The organism is Micromonospora sp. WMMD730, from assembly GCF_049178955.1.
Taxonomy (GTDB): domain Bacteria; phylum Actinomycetota; class Actinomycetes; order Mycobacteriales; family Micromonosporaceae; genus Micromonospora; species Micromonospora wenchangensis.
In genome coordinates, this window is record NZ_JBMHML010000002.1 from 6,835,719 (window position 1) to 6,850,905 (window position 15,187).

Below are 15,187 nucleotides of genomic sequence, written 5' to 3' on the forward strand. Positions count from 1 at the left end.
CGTGGCGGGTGCGCCGGGAACGGAGGCGACCGTGACCGACGACCGGACCCCCGCCGACCACCGGACCCCGACCACCGACCCGCCGGCCGGCATCCGACCGCCGGCCCCGCCCGCCGGCGCAGCAGCCCCGCCCGCCGGCCGGCCGGCACCGCTCTCCGCCGCCCCGCCGCCCGCCCCGCGCCGGCCCGCCGCACCCCCACGGCACCCCACCGACCGACGCCGGCCGGACCGGCTCGCCGGCCGGATCACCCGGGGCGGCGACGGCCCGTGCTACGGCCTGGTCACCGACGACGGCCACGAGTACGCGCTGCACGGCCCCGGCCTGGGCACCGTCGCCGCCGGCAGCACCGTCGTGGTCACCGTCGACCCGGCCGCACCACCGGCCGCCTGCGGCCCCGGCACCCCGGTCGGCGTCGTCCGGATCAGCGTCGTCCGCTGAGTCCGCTCAGCGCGCCGGACTCCGGTCCAACCCGGGTACGAGCACCCGGCCGGGTCGGCGGGGCGATCGACAGGCGCCGAGGTCCTAGGCTGTGCCCATGACCGAGCAGCGTGGCGGGCCCACCGACGAGTCCTGCGTCCTCACCGAGGGGCCGTGGACGCACCGGTTCGTCGGCGCGAACGGCAGCCGGTTCCACGTCGTCGAGGCGGGCACCGGGCCGATGGTGCTCTTCCTGCACGGCTTCCCCGAACACTGGTGGGCCTGGCACACGATGCTCCCCGCCATCGCCGACGCCGGCTTCCGGGCCGTCGCGGTGGACCTGCGCGGTTACGGCGCCAGCGACAAACCACCCCGGGGGTACGACGGTTACACCCTCGCCGCCGACGTCGCCGGCCTGATCCGCGCCCTCGGGGAGCGGTCGGCCACCGTGGTCGGCGCCGGCTCGGGCGGGCTGATCGGCTGGACAGCCGCCTCCTTCCACCCCACCCTGGTCCGCCGGCTGGTGGTGCTCGGCGCGCCCCATCCGCTGCGGTTGCGCGCGGCCATCTTCGCCGACCCGCGCGGCCAGTTCGCCGCCTCCACCCCGGCGCTGAAGTTCCAGCTCCCCCGGTACGAGCACGTGCTCACCCGCAACGACGCCGCCGAGGTGCAGCAGATGCTGAGCCGTTGGGGCGGCCCCCGCTGGGTGGCCGGCCCCGACTTCGCCGGGTACGCGCAGCGCTGCCGGGAGGCGATGCTCATCCCGCAGGCCGCCTTCTGCGCGCTGGAGGGCTACCGGTGGGCCTTCCGCTCGGTGCTGCGGCTGCACGGCTACCGGTTCGTCCGGCTGATGCAGAAACCCCTGGTCACCCCCACCCTCCAGCTGCACGGGGCGGCCGACGTCGCGTCCCTGCCGCGCACCGCGCAGGGCTCCGGCCGGTACGTCAGCGCCCCCTACGAGTGGCGGCTGCTCGACGGGGTGGGCCACTTTCCCCACGTGGAGGCCGGCGACGTGGTGCTCGGCGAGATCCTGCGCTGGACCAAGTCCTGACCCGACCGGCCCGGTCAACGGTCCCCTGCCGACGGTCCCGGTCGTGCCGGGGCCGGGCCTCCGGAGCCCGGTGCCGGGTCGGCGGTCAGACGCGCTGTTCGCGCAGATCGGCGACCTCGGTGGCCGGTGCCCAGCCCTGGTAGACGCCGAAGTCGAAGACCTCCAGCCCCATCGCCTGCGCCACCGGCCAGCGACCGCCCGTGTACTCGACCCGCAGCCACCCGTCGTGCTCGCCGAGCACGATGAACGGCTGCCCCTGCCAGGTGCAGGTGGTCCGCACGTACGCCAGGCCCTCGACCTCGCCGGCCGGCACCACCCGCACGTACCGGCCGGGGCGTACCTCCTCGAAGCCGTCGGCGGGTTCCGGCTGGTAGATCCGCACGTGCTCGCCGTCCGGGCTGACCTGGTACTCCCGCCCCTGCCAGCGGGCCACGTAACCGTCCCGCGTCACGGCTCGCCCACCCGTCGCCAGACCAGCGCGTCGGTGTCCAGGATGGCGATCACCCGTTCGGTGCCCTCCGTGCCGATCCGCCAGAGCTGCGCACCGTGCGGCAACCGGGCGCTGTCCACCTTGAACTCGGCCACCACGTCGCTGCTCTCCCCGGGCGCGAACCCGTTGCCCCGGAACGGCGCACGCTCGATCACCCAGCCTTCCATCGCCCGCATCGCCGCCTCGTTCTGCCCGCCGTACGGGATGCGGTAGAGACTCGGCCGGTACGCGGGCCAGCGCAGCACGTACGTGGCCTCGGCGTCGCGGGCGAAGGGAGAGTCGGGGTAGCCCAGCCCCAGGGCGTCGTGCAGTTCCGCCGGGGTGGTCAGGTGGGCCAGCTCGCCCGCCCGGTGCACGAACCCGGAGACCCGGTCGTAGCCGCGTTCCAGGTAGTAGGCGAGTTGGCTCGGGGCGACCGCCTTCTGCATCACCACCGGACGGGACGGGTCGGTGACCGGCGGGGCGTACCGGGTGCGTTCGGCGGGTGCCTCGGCGGCGGCCACCGGCTCCACGTCCGCCTCGTCACCGAGCCCGACCTCGGCCGCCCAGCTGGCCAGGGCCACGATCTGCTCACCGGGGAGCTTGGCCCCGACCGGGGTGCCCGGATTGACGGCGAACGCCCAGCTCGGGTCCGGCCACCGCCGGATCAGCTGCACGAAGCGCACCTCGATCGTCTCGACCGGCGGCACGTCGTGCTCGGCCAGCCGCTCCGGCGAGGTGTAGACCACCACGTACGTCTCCCCGTCGGTGGTCCCGGTACGCCACTGGAAACCGGGCTCGCCGGGGCGGCTGCCGACCGCCGAATCGGGGTTTACCGGAAGCAGCACCCGAGCCAGCAGCAGGGTGGAGAGGAAACCGTCGGTGCTGCCCGCGCCGACCGCGTCCAACAGGTTCTCCTCGACCTCGTTGGCCGGCAGGAACGGCTCGTCGGCGGTCGTCGGGGTGTCCGCACCGGCGGACGTCGACGGGGTACCGGGCGGCGTGCTGCCGGTCGGGGCCGGCTCGGCGGCCGGACCCGGTGCCGGTTCCGCCGGGGCGGTCGACGCGACCGGGGAGGGTGGCACGGTCGGGGAGGTCGGCGCGGCGGTGGTCGGTGCCGCCGGGGAGGTCTGCGCGGCCCGTTCGGCGGCGGGGGTCCACAGGTCGACCGGGGTGGAACGCGGGTCGACACCGTCCGCTTGCGGCGCGGCGACCGTCGGGGCGGCTCCGGCGGCAGGCCGGGCCGGCGCACCGTTGGTGACGGCACCTGCGGCGTCCCCCGTCGGGGTGGGGGCGACGGGCCCGGCCGCCGGGCTCCCGGCGGGAGCGCTGCCCGCCGGTACGGCGTCGGCTGTCGGAGCGGTCCACGCCTGCGCCCCCGCAGCCGGCCCGGTGACCGGTGCCGCCGGTGCGGACGGTGCCGGTGCTGATGTGGGCGGTGCCGGTGCGGGCGGAAGGACGGTTGGAGCGCTGACCGGCGGGGTCGCCGCCACCGGCGGGGCTGCCACGTCCGGTGGAGCCGCCGCCACCTCCGCTCGGGCCTTCGCGGCGGCCCGCTCGGCGGACGGGGTCCACAGGTCACCCGGAGCAGGGCGGGACCGGTCGCCCGGCGGCGGGCCGGCGGGCGACGGGGGAGCAGCGGACGACGGCGGGGAAACCGGCCCGGGTGCGGCCGGGCGGCCGGGAGCGCTCGACGGCCCGCCCGTCCCGTTCAGGTTGACCGTGTTGTCCTCGACCCCCGGGCCCCCGGCCGGGGGCGCTGCGGGCACGGGTGCCGACGTCGGTACCTGCGGCGGCGCGGGAGCAGCGGGGGGCACGAACGGCGCGGCGGCCGGCCGGGGGACGACCGGCGGCACGGGCGGGCCCTGGGCGGCGGACGGGGCCGGCGCGGGGGCGACCGGGAGGTCGCGGGACTCCAGGATCACACCCTCTATCACGATGGGCATGAACCCCCGGCGGGACACCGGCGGCGCGGAGACCGGCTCGGCGACGGAGGACGACAGCTCCTCCGCCTCGCCCCGGGCGGGCCCGGCCGGAGTGGCCGGGCCGGTCGGAGCAGTCGGACCGGTCGGTCTGGCCGGACCGGCAGCCGGGGCGGCGAACGGGTCGACCGGTGGGTGGGGCTGGCGCACCCCGGAGGAGGGCCCGTCCGGGGTGGGCTGCCGGCGGGGCAACGTCTGGGTGGCCTCCGCCGCCGGTGGTGGCGTACGGAAGGCGCGGGTCGCCTCCTCCTGCGCCGCCGGGCCGATGTGGAAGGCCCGGGTGGGCTCGCCACCGGACGGGTCCACCCGGAAGGCCCGGGTCGGCTCTTCGGCCAGCGGGTCCGGGGAGCGGCCGGCCGGGGGCATCCCGTTGCCGGGACCGGGCCGGGCCGGCGGATCGGTCACCCGGAACGCGCGGGCGGCTTCGTCCTCGCCTGGTTGGGTGGGTGCGGGGCGACGTCGGGGGAAGGGTTGACCGCCCATCCCGGGCCGGGTCGGTGGGGCCGCCCGCTCACCCGAGCGCAGCGGATTGTCCCGTGGCGACCGGGTGGCACCACGGGCGCTGGACGGCTCGAAGAACGAGGTGCGCCCGTTGGCCGGGCCGGCGGACTCCTCGCCCAGCAACCGGCGGCGGGGAACCGCCGGCCAGCCGGCATTGGTCGTCCCCGGCACGGCGGGGGGATCGGGGAAGGCGGGTCGGCCCTGCTCCGGCGGACCGGCGGTGGTGGTGCGCGGGCCACCACCGGGCGGGCCACCACCGGGCGGGGTGACCGGACGCCCCCGCTCGTCGGTCAGCGACGCGCCCGTCGCCGGGCGGATACCACCCCCGGCGGGTGGCGCGGCGGCGGACGACGCCGGCCGGGGCTGGCCCCAGCCGGCGGAGAGGTCGGCGGTCGGCTCGACGTCGGCCGGCCCGCCGGGCGTGGTCCGCACCGGCGTCTGGTCGGCCTCCCCCCGGGGACGCGCGCCCGGGGCGCGGCCGGGCAGCCGGACGTCACCCCGGGAGAGCTGCGAGACGAACCAGGCGGGCAGGTAGCCCTCGATCGGCAGCCCGGGGTTCACCGCCAGCCACCACTCGTGGTTGGGCCACTCGGCGGCCAGATCGGCGTAGCGGCTGCGCCGGTAGGGGCCGGCGGGGGATCCGAGACAGGCGTGCATCGCGGCGGCCGAGGTGAAGGCCAGCACGTGGGTGCGACCGCCGGTGGTCCAGGTGCCCCAGCCCATCGGCGTCGCACCGGCGAGGGCCTGACCGGAGACCGGGAGGAAAAGCTCCGAACCGGCCAGAATCCGGAAGTAGAACTCCTGGTCACCGGCGTGCAGCGCGTCCCGCATCGCCGTCTCGGCCTCGGTAGCCGGCTCCCAGTCGGTCACGGCCACCTCTCCTCCCGGATCAGGCCACAGGCGTCGCGTACAACCTACAAGGTGAAAACAAGATCACGATAAGTCGGTCACCGGCCGGGCGGCCTGGTAGCGGACCGGGCGCTAACATCCCGTTGCGGAGTCGACACGATACGGAGGCGGTCGATGTCCCGATCCGGCAGCCGACGACCGTTCGTCACCCTGGCAGCGGCCCTGCTCGCCGTGCCACCGGCGGCCGTCGTGGCGTCGGTCACCCCGGCCCGCGCCGCCCCCGCCTGCGCCACGTCGCCCGCGCCGGCCCGTCCGGTCGCCGCCGCCCCGTGGCCCCAGCGACGGTACGCCCCACAGCGGCTCACCCCGCTGGCCACCGGTGCCGGCGTCACCGTGGCGGTGGTCGACTCGGGCGTCGACCGGCGGCACCCCCAACTGCGGGGGCGGGTCCTCGACGGCGCGGACTTCCTCGACCCGGGCGGTGACGGCACCCGGGACTGCGCCGGTCACGGCACCGGGGTGGCCAGCATCATCGCCGCCCGGGAGGGCTCCGGGGTGGCTTTCCGGGGGCTCGCACCCGACGCCCGCATCCTGCCGGTACGGGTGAGCGAACAGCAGGTCGTCGAGGGGCGGGAGTCGGGGCGTACGGTCAGCGCCGCCGGTTTCGCCCAGGCGGTGCGGTGGGCGGTGGACCACGACGCCGACGTGCTCAACCTCTCCGTCGTCCTGTACGCCGATAATCCGGCCGTCCGCGAGGCGATCGACTACGCGCTGCGGCGGGACGTGGTGGTGGTGGCCGCCGCCGGAAACCTGCACGACGGCGGGGACCCGCTGCCCTATCCGGCGGCGTACGACGGGGTGCTCGGCGTCGGCGCGGTCACCCCGGACGGTGTACGCGCCTCGTTCTCCCAGATCGGCCCGTACGTCGACCTGGTCGCGCCGGGCGGCGACGTGCTGATGGCCGCGCCGGGGCAGGGTCACCGGCGGGCCGAGGGCACCAGTTACGCCGCCCCGTTCGTGGCGGGCACCGCCGCCCTGCTGCGGCAGTACCGGCCGGACCTGAGCGCCGCCGAGGTGACCCGCCGGATCGTAAGCACCACCGATCCGGCACCGGGCGGCCGGGAGGGCGGCTACGGTGCCGGCGTACTCAACCCGTACCGGGCGGTGGTGGAGACCGGTGGTGCTCCCCGGCCGGTCACCCGCCCGACGACGGTCCTGCCGGTGCCGCACGCCGACCCGGCGTCGCTGGCGCAGGGGCACCGGCGCGCGGCGGCCCGGCAGCGGGCGTTGCTGGTCGCCGCGGCCGTCGGCGGGACGGTGCTGGTGGCGGTGCTGCTGGCCGTGGTGCTTCCCCGGGGCGTCCGCCGCCGCTGGCGCCCGGCCGGCCCGGCCTGACGGTGACGCCCGACCGTCGGCCGGCCGGGCGTCACCACCGGGGAACCGCCGGCAGCGTCACCCTCGCGGAGCCGCCGGAGCCGCCGGAGCCGCCGGAGCCGCCAGGGCCGCCGGAGCCGCCGGAGCCCCGGAGATCCGCCGGGCGGCCCGCTCACTGGAAGAGGCCGGTGTTGCGCTTCTCCGTGTCGAGGTAGTCGGCGGCGGAGTCGTCCACGGCGAGTTTGATGTCCCGCAGCATCGCCTGGAGATCCTGCGACGCGGAGCGCCACCGCGCCTGCCGCTGCTCGTACGCCCGGCGGGCTTCGCCGTCCCAGCCGGCGACCAGCGGGGCGGCGTCCCGTTCGAGCTGGCCGAGCTGCGCGTCGAGGGTGTTCAGTGCCTTCTGGATGTCCGCGCCCGCCTGGTGCAGCGCGGCGAAGTTGACGACCAGCACACCGTGGTCCATCGGATCGTTCCTCCCCGGGGATCTGGTTAGAGCGGCAGTTGGATGCCGCCGCGACTGGTGCCGGCGACCCGGCCGGCGGCCTCGGTGTCCGAGGCGTCGTACTGGCGGCCGGCGGTCCGGATGGCCGCCGCGGTCTCCCGCAGCGCCCGTTGCAGCGCGGCCTGGTCCCGCCCCCACTGCTGTTTGACCTGCTCGAACGAGCGCCCACCGGCACCCCGCCAGGCCTGCTGCAACACCTCCAGCTCGGCCATCAGGCCGGTCAGCATGGCCTGCAACGACTGGTCCACCTGCTCGAACCTGGTGGCGGTGTGGTGCATCACCGCCGCTTCTGCCTGGGTCTGGGACACCCGGACGTCACCTCGTCTCCCCGGTCGGGGCCGACCGCCGGCCGTCCACCACGGACGCGCCGTCCGTCGGCATGGGACCGAACGGACCTGGTCGGCAGATCAGTCGCTGACGGTAGTCGCACCGTCGCCGTTGTGCTACCCCGCCCATCTCCCCTGTGGACAACCCGCTCCGACGCCGGACGGCAGGACCCCACCGGGCCGGGCAGGCCACTACGATGGGTCACACTCCCGTCGCGTTCCGGTCTCGGCCGCAGATTCCCGGCGGGGCACCCCACGGCCGGTGGCGGGTGGGCACACGGAGGAGATGCGGTGACGGCGAGCACGACCGACCGACCGCTCCGGCGGGCCACCGAGGGCCCGCCCCGGCCCCGCACCGGCACCGCCGTACACCCCGGTCAGGTCGTCGCCACGCAGGTCGCGCTCGCGTTACCGGTGGCCGCGTACGGTCGCGGGCCGGTGCCGGCGGTGCTCGCCGCGGTCGGTGCGGTGGTCCTGGCCGGTCTCGGCTGGGGGCGCTGGCGCGGGCGGTGGCTGTTCGACTGGTGGGGCACCGCCGCCGGGTTCCTCACCCGACGGCACGCCCTGCCCGCCGGCGCCGCCCCGGAAGCACTCCTGGGCCTGCTGCTTCCCGACGCCGCGCTGGCCGGCGTGGAGTTGGCCGACGGGCCGGCGGGGGTGGTCGACGACGCCACCGGGCTGGCCGTCCTGCTCGACCTGGGCGACCCGGGCGACCTGCTCGGCGACCGGTCCCACCCGCTGCCGGCGCCCGGCACGCTGCTGCCGCCGGCCGGGCCGGAGCAGCCGCCGGTGCGGGTGCAGGTGGTGCTGCACGCCGTGCCGGCCCCGGCGGCGGCCGGTGGCGCGGCCGGCACGTCGTACCGGCAGTTGACCGAGGGGCGGGTGCCGGGTCAGGAGCGGGCCCTGCTCGCCGTCCGGGTGCTGCGGGCACCCGGCTGGTCCGACGCGGACCTGCGCCGGGCGCTGGCCGGCACGGTGCGTCGGATCGTCCGCCGGGTGGGGCCGCTGCCGGCCCGTCCGCTGGGCGGGCACGCCGCGCTGCGGGTGCTGGCCGAACTCGCCCACCACGACCCCGACCGGCCGGTGCGCGAGAACTGGTCGAGGCTGTGCACCGGCGACCAGCACCAGGCCACCTTCCGGTTGGTCCGCTGGCCGGACGCCCGGGTCGATCCGGGTCGCCGGTTGGTGTCCCGGCTGCTGGCCCTGCCGGCGACCGCCACCACCGTCGCGCTCGGGGCCGGTCCGCGCGTCGGCGACGCCGCACCGGCGACGTGCCTGACGGTACGGCTGGCCGCCACCACGCCGGTCGCGCTGGAACACGCCGCCGAGGGGTTGTCCCGGCTCGTCGCCGACGCCGGTGGTGAGCTGCGTCGACTCGACGGAGCGCAGTTGCCCGGCCTGGCCGCCACGTTGCCGTTGGCGGTGCCCGGGGTGGCCACGCCCGGGGTCGAGCCGCCGGAGCTGACCCTCGGCGGGGCGGGACTGATGGTGGGGGCCAACCGGCAGGGCGGCGCGGTGACGGTCCGGCTGTTCCGCGCCGAGGGCACCAGGCTGGTGCTGGTCGGCGGGCTGGCGGCGGCCCAGTTGCTGGTGCTGCGGGCGTTGGCGCTGGGAGCCGGGGTGCTGGTGCAGACCGGTCGGCCACGCGCCTGGGAGCCGTTCGTACGCGGGGTCGGCGGGCAGCAGGGCGGGGTGGTGGTGGTCCCCAGCGGGCGGGCGGTCGGCGTCACCGGTTCCCCGCTGCGTCCGCTGCTGGTGGTGGCCGACGCGGGTACGGCTGCCGGCGAACCGCCGCCCGGGGCGGGGTGGGTGTCCACCCTGGTGGTCCGGGACGGGTTGACCCCGGCGGACGTCGACACCCTCGGCCGGGCCGACCTGGCGGTGCTGCAACCCCTCGACCCGCCGGAGGCCGCCCTGGCGGGCACCGCGCTGGGGCTGGGCGGTGCGGCGGAGTGGTTGACCCGCATCCGGGACGACATGGTCGCGGTGGTCAACCGGCGGGCGCTGCGCTGGGCGCTGCTCTCGCCCACCCCGATCGAGTCGCAACTGGTCGGTCGCCCCGGCCGGCGCTGACCGCACGGGTCACCGTGGGTTCCCTGGCTGGACGGCACGTGACACGATCCCGGCCATGGATTTTCTGAAGGGCCTTCTGATCCGGCTGGGCTCCACGGTGGTGGCTTTCTGGCTGGCGACGCTGCTCATCCCCGGCATCACGCTCGACACCGGCTCGGCCGGCGAGGCGATCGTCACCCTGGTGCTGGTCTCGGTGATCTTCGGCGTGGTGAACGCGGTGCTCCAGCCGATCATCAAGACCGTCGGCTGCGGCTTCTACCTGCTCACCCTCGGGTTGATCGCCCTGGTCGTCAACGGGCTGCTGTTCCTGCTCACCAGCTGGATCGCCGAGCAGGCGGACCTGCCGTTCCACGTGGACGGGTTCTGGCCCGAGGCGGTGCTGGGCGCGCTCCTGGTCGGCATCGTGACCTGGATCCTCGGGGCGATCCTCGACCGCGACTGACCCGGTGGCCGGCCGCCGCTCCAGCGGGGCGGTGGCCGGCCGACTCGCCCCGCCGGGACGGCCACCGGACGGGAATTGGCTGGCGGGACGGCCACCGGGTGGGGTTAGCGTGGCGGGGTGTTCTCGTTGACCCACCCCGACGGCTGGCAGCTCGACACCGACCCGGAGCGCATCGACCGGGAGCTGGTGCACCACTGGCTCTCCACCGACGCCTACTGGGCGCTGGGGCGCAGCCGGGAGACGACGGAGCGGGCCCTCGCCGGCTCGACCCCGTACGGCGTCTACCGACCGCAGGACGGCGGGCAGGTCGCGATCGCCCGGGTGGTCACCGACCGGGCCACCTTCGGCTGGCTCTGCGACCTCTACGTCGCCCCGCAGGTGCGGGGTCGTGGCGTGGGCAGCTGGCTGGCCGGCTCGATCCGCGACCATCTCGCCGGGTACGGCGTACGCCGGATCGCGCTGTCGACCGCCGACGCCCACGGGGTGTACGCGAAGCTGGGCTTCACCCCGGCCTCGGCGGCGCAGTGGATGGAGTGGGTGGGCGAGCGGTGACCCCGCTCACCGGAAAGGAGCCTGCTCCGGCCGTACCCCTTACGGTGGGATCGTGACTCCGCTACGGCTCGGCTACCTCTACGGCTTCGGCGCATACCTGCTCTGGGGTTTCATCCCGATCTACCTGAAGCTGCTCCGGCCGGCCGGGCCGATGGAGATCCTCGCCCACCGGATCATCTGGTCGGTGGTGTTCGTCGCGCTGCTGCTCGCCGCCCTGCGCAACGTCGGCTTCCTACGGTCGCTGGCCCGCCGCCCCCGGACGCTGGCCGGGATCGTCGTCGCGGCGGCGCTGATCGCGGTGAACTGGGGCACCTACATCTACGGGGTGAACTCCGCCCGGGTGGTGGAGACCGCCCTCGGCTACTTCATCAACCCGCTGGTGTCGGTGCTGCTCGGGGTGCTGGTGCTGCGGGAGCGGCTACGCCCGGCACAGTGGGTGGCGCTCGGGGTGGGAGCGGCGGCGGTCGCGGTGCTCACCGTCGACTACGGCCGGCTGCCCTACCTGGCGTTGATTCTGGCGGCCAGCTTCGCCGGCTACGGGCTGGCCAAGAAGCGGCTCGGGCTGCCGGCGGCGGAGGGGCTGTTCGTCGAGTCGGCGGTGCTGGCGCTGCCCGCCCTGGCCTACCTGGGCTGGTTGGCGAGCCGCGGCGGGTCGACGTTCGGCGAGGTCTCGGCCGGGCACACCGCGCTGCTGGTGGCGGCCGGGGCGGTGACGGCCGTCCCGCTGCTGCTGTTCGCGGGCGCGGCCAACCGGCTGCCGCTGACCGCGCTCGGCATGCTCCAGTACGTGGCCCCGGTCCTCCAGCTCGGCTGCGGCGTGCTGATCTTCCACGAGCCGATGCCGCCGGCCCGGCTGGCCGGTTTCACCCTGGTCTGGCTGGCCCTGGTGATCTTCAGCCTGGACGCGCTGCGCAACGGCCGACGCACCCGGGCCGCCGCCCGCGCCGCCGATCCGCTGCCCGCCGCCGCCCACTGAACCACCGGACCGCCGCGCGGCCTGCGGGGATCAGCGGACGTCGTAGCTGAGCACCAGCGTCCCGTCGGCGCGTAGCAGTTCGAGGCGGACCAGTTCGGCGTCGGTGAACCGGGTCGCCCCGCGCAGGTTCACGTCGTCGCCGGGGGCGGCCAGCCAGGAGGCGATCTGCTCCGTCGCGTCGTCCGGCCCCCGGGCCACCAACCGGAACGTGTACGCCTTGCCGTAGCCGGCCGTCGCGTCGTACCCGCAGTGCATGGTGACCTCGGTGCCCCACTTGGTGCCGCTCAGCCCGATCTCGGCGTGCACCGCCGGGGTCTTGGCCGCCACCGGCGCCATCGACACCATCCGTACCGCCTGGGCGGTCGGCGCGGTCGTCGGGGCCGGACGCAGGGCGGACGCCCCGGCGACGCCCAGCACCAGGGCGAACCCGGCGGCGACGAGGGCGGTCAGCGCGTACCGTCGGCGGCTGCGGGTCCGCTCCCGGCGGCGACGGTCCCGGGCGGTGGCGATCAGGTCGGGCACCCGGCTGACCTCGGGCGGTGGCGGAAGGAACTCCTCCAGCGTGGTCGGGTCGAGCCGGCCCAGCAGGCCCGGCAGCACGGCGATCTCGGCCACCGCGTCCCGGCACGCCGCGCACCCGGCCAGGTGCCGCTCGTAGGCGGCCCGGTCGGCGGGGGCGAGCGCACCCAGCACGTACGCGCCGTCGTCGTGTGCGAACTCGCAGCGGGTCATCCGGTCACCCCCATCTCGGCCAGGGCCAACCGTAGTGAACGCAGTGCGTAGTGGGTGCGGGACTTGACCGTCCCCGGTGGCACCCCCAGCCGGGCCGCCGCCTCGGCCACCGAACGGCCCTGGTAGAAGCACTCGACCAGCACCTCCCGGTGGGTGGGGCTGAGCCGGTTCAGCGCCTCGGCGATGGTCCAGGCCTCCACCGCGCGCTCCGCTTCGTCCACCGTCTCGGGCGGCTCGGGCAGGTCGTCGGTGAACACCTCGCCGACCCGGGTCGACCGCCGCCGCCAGGCGTCGATCGCCAGGTTACGGGCGGTCGTGAAGAGCCATGCGCGGACCGATCCGCGGCGCGGGTCCAGCGACTCGGGGTGCCGCCAGGCCCGCAGCAGGGTCTCCTGCACCAGGTCCTCGGCGCGGGTGCGGTCCCCGTTGACCAGTCGCAGCGCGTGCGCGTAGAGCGCCTCGGCGTGCTCGTCGTGCAGGGCGCGCAGCAGTTGGGCGTCGTGGTCGCTGATGGTGATCCCCTCGCTTCCCGCCCGACAGGTCCGGCGAAAACGTGTCCGCCGGTTATTACGCGCCGTGACCCCGAACGGTTCAGCGGTGACTGCTGTTCACATCCGGTTCACACCGAGTCCGGTGGCCGCTCACCCCGTCCTGGCAGCGTCCGGCCGGTACGCACGTCGCGCAGGTGACAACGGCGTGCCACCGACCTGCTTCCAGGAGGCTTTCTTCCATGAGCGACCGTCCCCGGCTGCTCCCGCTGCTCGGTACCACCCGGCACGGCAGCCGCGATGCGATGACCTGCCTGTACCGCTGCGGCAACGCCTGCGACCACCCGGTACCCAACACCTCCGACAACACCTACTTCGGCGACCTGGTCGAGGGGGAGGTGACCCGGCGGGGCGTGGTCCGGGCGGGCGCGGTGGGCGCGCTGGTGCTCGGCTTCGGCGGTGCCGCCGCCGGCGCGTTGGCCGGGGCCGCCCCCGCCGCTGCCGCGCCGGCCACCCCGGTGCTGCCGGAGGTGGCCGACCCGACCGCGCCGCAGCGCGGCGTCGGCAACGGCGCGCTGACCTTCAAGCCGATCCCGCCGAACCAGCTCGACACCCTGGTCGTCCCCAACGGGTACGACCACAGCGTGGTCATCCGCTGGGGTGACCCGGTGCTGCCCGGTGCGCCCCGGTTCGACCTGCACGGGCAGACCGCCGCCGCCCAGGCCAAGCAGTTCGGCTACAACAACGACTTCGTCGGGGTGCTGCCGCTGGACCGGCGGGGCAGGCGGGCGCTGCTCGTGGTCAACCACGAGTACACCAACGAGGACCTGATGTTCCCCGGCTTCACCGGCCTGGACAACCTCACCGTCGAGCAGCTGCGCACCGCGATGGCCGCGCACGGCATGTCCGTGGTGGAACTGGAGCGGGTCGACGGCACCGGGCAGTGGCGGCCGGTGGGTCAGGGCCGGCGGCCGTACAACCGGCGGGTCACCGCGTTGGCCACGAAGTTCGAGCTGACCGGCCCGGCCGCCTGCTCGGCGTGGCTGCGTACCGCCGCCGACCCGAAGGGCCGCACGGTCGTCGGCACCCTGAACAACTGCGCCGGTGGGGTCACCCCGTGGGGGACGGTGCTCTCCGGCGAGGAGAACTTCAACCAGTACTTCGTCGGCGCCGACGCCGCGCCCGCCGAGCTGAAGCCGAAGTTCGACAGGTACGGCATCACCACCGCCGCCCGCTACCCCAGCGGCAGCCGTAAGTGGGAGCGGGCCGACGAGCGGTTCGACCTGGCGAAGCACCCCAACGAGGCGCACCGGTTCGGGTGGATCGTCGAGATCGACCCGTTCGACCCGGAGAGCCGCCCGCGCAAGCACACCGCGCTGGGCCGGTTCAAGCACGAGGGCGCCAACGTCATCGTGGCCCGCGACAAGCGGGTGGTCGCGTACATGGGCGACGACGAGCGCTTCGACTACCTCTACAAGTTCGTCTCCGACAAGAAGTTCATGCCCGGTGACTCCTGGGTGGCCCGCAAGAACAACCTGACCCTGCTGGAGTCGGGCACCCTCTACGTGGCGCAGTTCACCCAGACCAGCGCCGCCGAGATCGACGGCTCGGGCAAGCTGCCCGCCGACGGCGCGTTCAACGGCACCGGCCGGTGGATCAGGCTGGTCAGCGGCAACCGCTCATACGTCGACGGGATGACCGCCGCCGACGTGCTCACCTTCACCCGGCTCGCCGGGGACAAGGTCGGCGCGACGAAGATGGACCGGCCGGAGGACGTCGAGCCGAGCCTGCTCACCGGCAAGGTGTACGTGGCGCTGACCAACAACACCGACCGGGGCAAGGCCGGCAAGCCGGCGGCCGACGAGATCAACCCGCGCAACCTCAACAAGCACGGGCAGATCCTGGAGCTGGTCGAGGACCGGGGCGACAACACAGCCGAGTCCTTCACCTGGTCGCTGCCGATCGTCGCCGGTGACCCGGCCGACCCGTCGACCTACTTCGCCGGGTACGACAAGACGAAGGTCTCGCCGATCTCCTGCCCGGACAACGTCGCCTTCGACGCCACCGGCAACCTCTGGATCTCCACCGACGGCAACGCGTTGGGCAGCAACGACGGCCTGTTCGCCACCGCCGTCGAGGGGCCGGAACGGGGGCACCTGAAGCAGTTCCTGACCGTGCCGCTGGGTGCGGAGACCTGCGGGCCGTTCATCACCGGCGACAACCGGTCGGTGTTCGTCGCCGTGCAGCACCCCGGTGAGATCACCGGCGCGTCGGTGGAGAAGCCGGCGTCGACCTGGCCGGACGGCGACTACGCCAAGCCGGGCGTGGTGGTCACCTGGCGGCTCGACGGCGGCCCGATCGGCAGCTGACGCGCCCGTCCCGGGTCGGCCCCGCCGGGCCGGCCGCGAAGGCCCTCTCCCGCTTCGGTCCGGGAGGGGGCCTTCGCCCG

General features: G+C 75.4%; 14 protein-coding genes. 8 read left to right on the forward strand and 6 right to left on the reverse strand.

The window, feature by feature from the left end; translation table 11 throughout:
• The first annotated feature begins 31 nt into the window (after positions 1 to 31).
• Both ACN265_RS29185 and ACN265_RS29190 read left to right on the forward strand, forming a co-directional pair.
• Positions 32 to 439 (forward strand): hypothetical protein, encoded by a 408-nt coding sequence (locus tag ACN265_RS29185; RefSeq protein WP_421410706.1) that lies wholly within the window; start codon positions 32 to 34, stop codon positions 437 to 439.
• Positions 440 to 536: 97 nt separating this feature from the next.
• On the forward strand, positions 537 to 1,469 hold the full coding sequence (locus tag ACN265_RS29190) for an alpha/beta fold hydrolase (protein WP_357925487.1): 933 nt from the start codon (positions 537 to 539) through the stop codon (positions 1,467 to 1,469).
• A gap of 85 nt (positions 1,470 to 1,554) precedes the next feature.
• Here ACN265_RS29190 and ACN265_RS29195 read toward each other — a convergent pair whose 3' ends face one another.
• Positions 1,555 to 1,920, reverse strand: coding sequence for a hypothetical protein (locus ACN265_RS29195; protein WP_204925788.1), 366 nt, complete (start codon positions 1,918 to 1,920; stop codon positions 1,555 to 1,557).
• On the reverse strand, positions 1,917 to 5,291 hold the full coding sequence (locus tag ACN265_RS29200) for an SseB family protein (protein ID WP_421410707.1): 3,375 nt from the start codon (positions 5,289 to 5,291) through the stop codon (positions 1,917 to 1,919). Before ACN265_RS29200 ends, ACN265_RS29195 begins: the two co-directional genes overlap by 4 nt.
• A 153-nt stretch (positions 5,292 to 5,444) precedes the next feature.
• Between ACN265_RS29200 and mycP the strand changes: the two genes are divergently transcribed.
• Positions 5,445 to 6,665 carry a type VII secretion-associated serine protease mycosin gene (gene mycP, locus ACN265_RS29205; protein ID WP_421410708.1) on the forward strand — a complete coding sequence of 407 codons (1,221 nt, stop codon included), beginning with the start codon at positions 5,445 to 5,447 and terminating at the stop codon, positions 6,663 to 6,665.
• 151 nt (positions 6,666 to 6,816) lie between these two features.
• Here mycP and ACN265_RS29210 read toward each other — a convergent pair whose 3' ends face one another.
• A complete protein-coding gene (locus tag ACN265_RS29210) occupies positions 6,817 to 7,110 on the reverse strand; it encodes a WXG100 family type VII secretion target (protein ID WP_088646135.1) in 294 nt (97 codons plus the stop codon).
• A gap of 26 nt (positions 7,111 to 7,136) precedes the next feature.
• Complete coding sequence (locus tag ACN265_RS29215) at positions 7,137 to 7,457, reverse strand: WXG100 family type VII secretion target (RefSeq protein WP_204925786.1); 321 nt, start codon at positions 7,455 to 7,457, stop codon at positions 7,137 to 7,139.
• A gap of 309 nt (positions 7,458 to 7,766) precedes the next feature.
• Between ACN265_RS29215 and eccE the strand changes: the two genes are divergently transcribed.
• The 4 genes from eccE (at position 7,767) to rarD (ending at position 11,518) form a co-directional block, all read left to right on the forward strand.
• The gene (gene eccE / locus ACN265_RS29220; protein ID WP_421410709.1) at positions 7,767 to 9,548 is read left to right on the forward strand and encodes a type VII secretion protein EccE; all 1,782 of its coding nucleotides are present in this window, start codon (positions 7,767 to 7,769) and stop codon (positions 9,546 to 9,548) included.
• A 55-nt stretch (positions 9,549 to 9,603) separates the two neighbouring features.
• Entirely contained in the window at positions 9,604 to 9,990 is a 387-nt protein-coding gene (locus ACN265_RS29225) for a phage holin family protein (RefSeq protein WP_204925784.1), read from the forward strand.
• A gap of 117 nt (positions 9,991 to 10,107) precedes the next feature.
• Positions 10,108 to 10,542: a GNAT family N-acetyltransferase gene (locus tag ACN265_RS29230; RefSeq protein WP_421410710.1), complete on the forward strand. Its 435-nt coding sequence runs from the start codon at positions 10,108 to 10,110 to the stop codon at positions 10,540 to 10,542.
• A gap of 52 nt (positions 10,543 to 10,594) precedes the next feature.
• The gene (gene rarD, locus ACN265_RS29235; protein ID WP_420118251.1) at positions 10,595 to 11,518 is read left to right on the forward strand and encodes an EamA family transporter RarD; all 924 of its coding nucleotides are present in this window, start codon (positions 10,595 to 10,597) and stop codon (positions 11,516 to 11,518) included.
• A gap of 30 nt (positions 11,519 to 11,548) precedes the next feature.
• On the opposite strand, the gene ACN265_RS29240 is transcribed toward rarD, so the two are convergent.
• Together ACN265_RS29240 and ACN265_RS29245 are read right to left on the reverse strand one after the other, a co-directional pair.
• Positions 11,549 to 12,250 carry an anti-sigma factor family protein gene (locus tag ACN265_RS29240; RefSeq protein WP_204925781.1) on the reverse strand — a complete coding sequence of 234 codons (702 nt, stop codon included), beginning with the start codon at positions 12,248 to 12,250 and terminating at the stop codon, positions 11,549 to 11,551.
• Positions 12,247 to 12,762 carry a sigma-70 family RNA polymerase sigma factor gene (locus ACN265_RS29245; RefSeq protein ID WP_307826223.1) on the reverse strand — a complete coding sequence of 172 codons (516 nt, stop codon included), beginning with the start codon at positions 12,760 to 12,762 and terminating at the stop codon, positions 12,247 to 12,249. Before ACN265_RS29245 ends, ACN265_RS29240 begins: the two co-directional genes overlap by 4 nt.
• 218 nt (positions 12,763 to 12,980) lie before the next feature.
• On the opposite strand from ACN265_RS29245, the gene ACN265_RS29250 reads away from it, so the two are divergent.
• Entirely contained in the window at positions 12,981 to 15,107 is a 2,127-nt protein-coding gene (locus ACN265_RS29250) for a PhoX family protein (protein ID WP_421410711.1), read from the forward strand.
• The last annotated feature ends 80 nt before the right edge of the window (positions 15,108 to 15,187 follow it).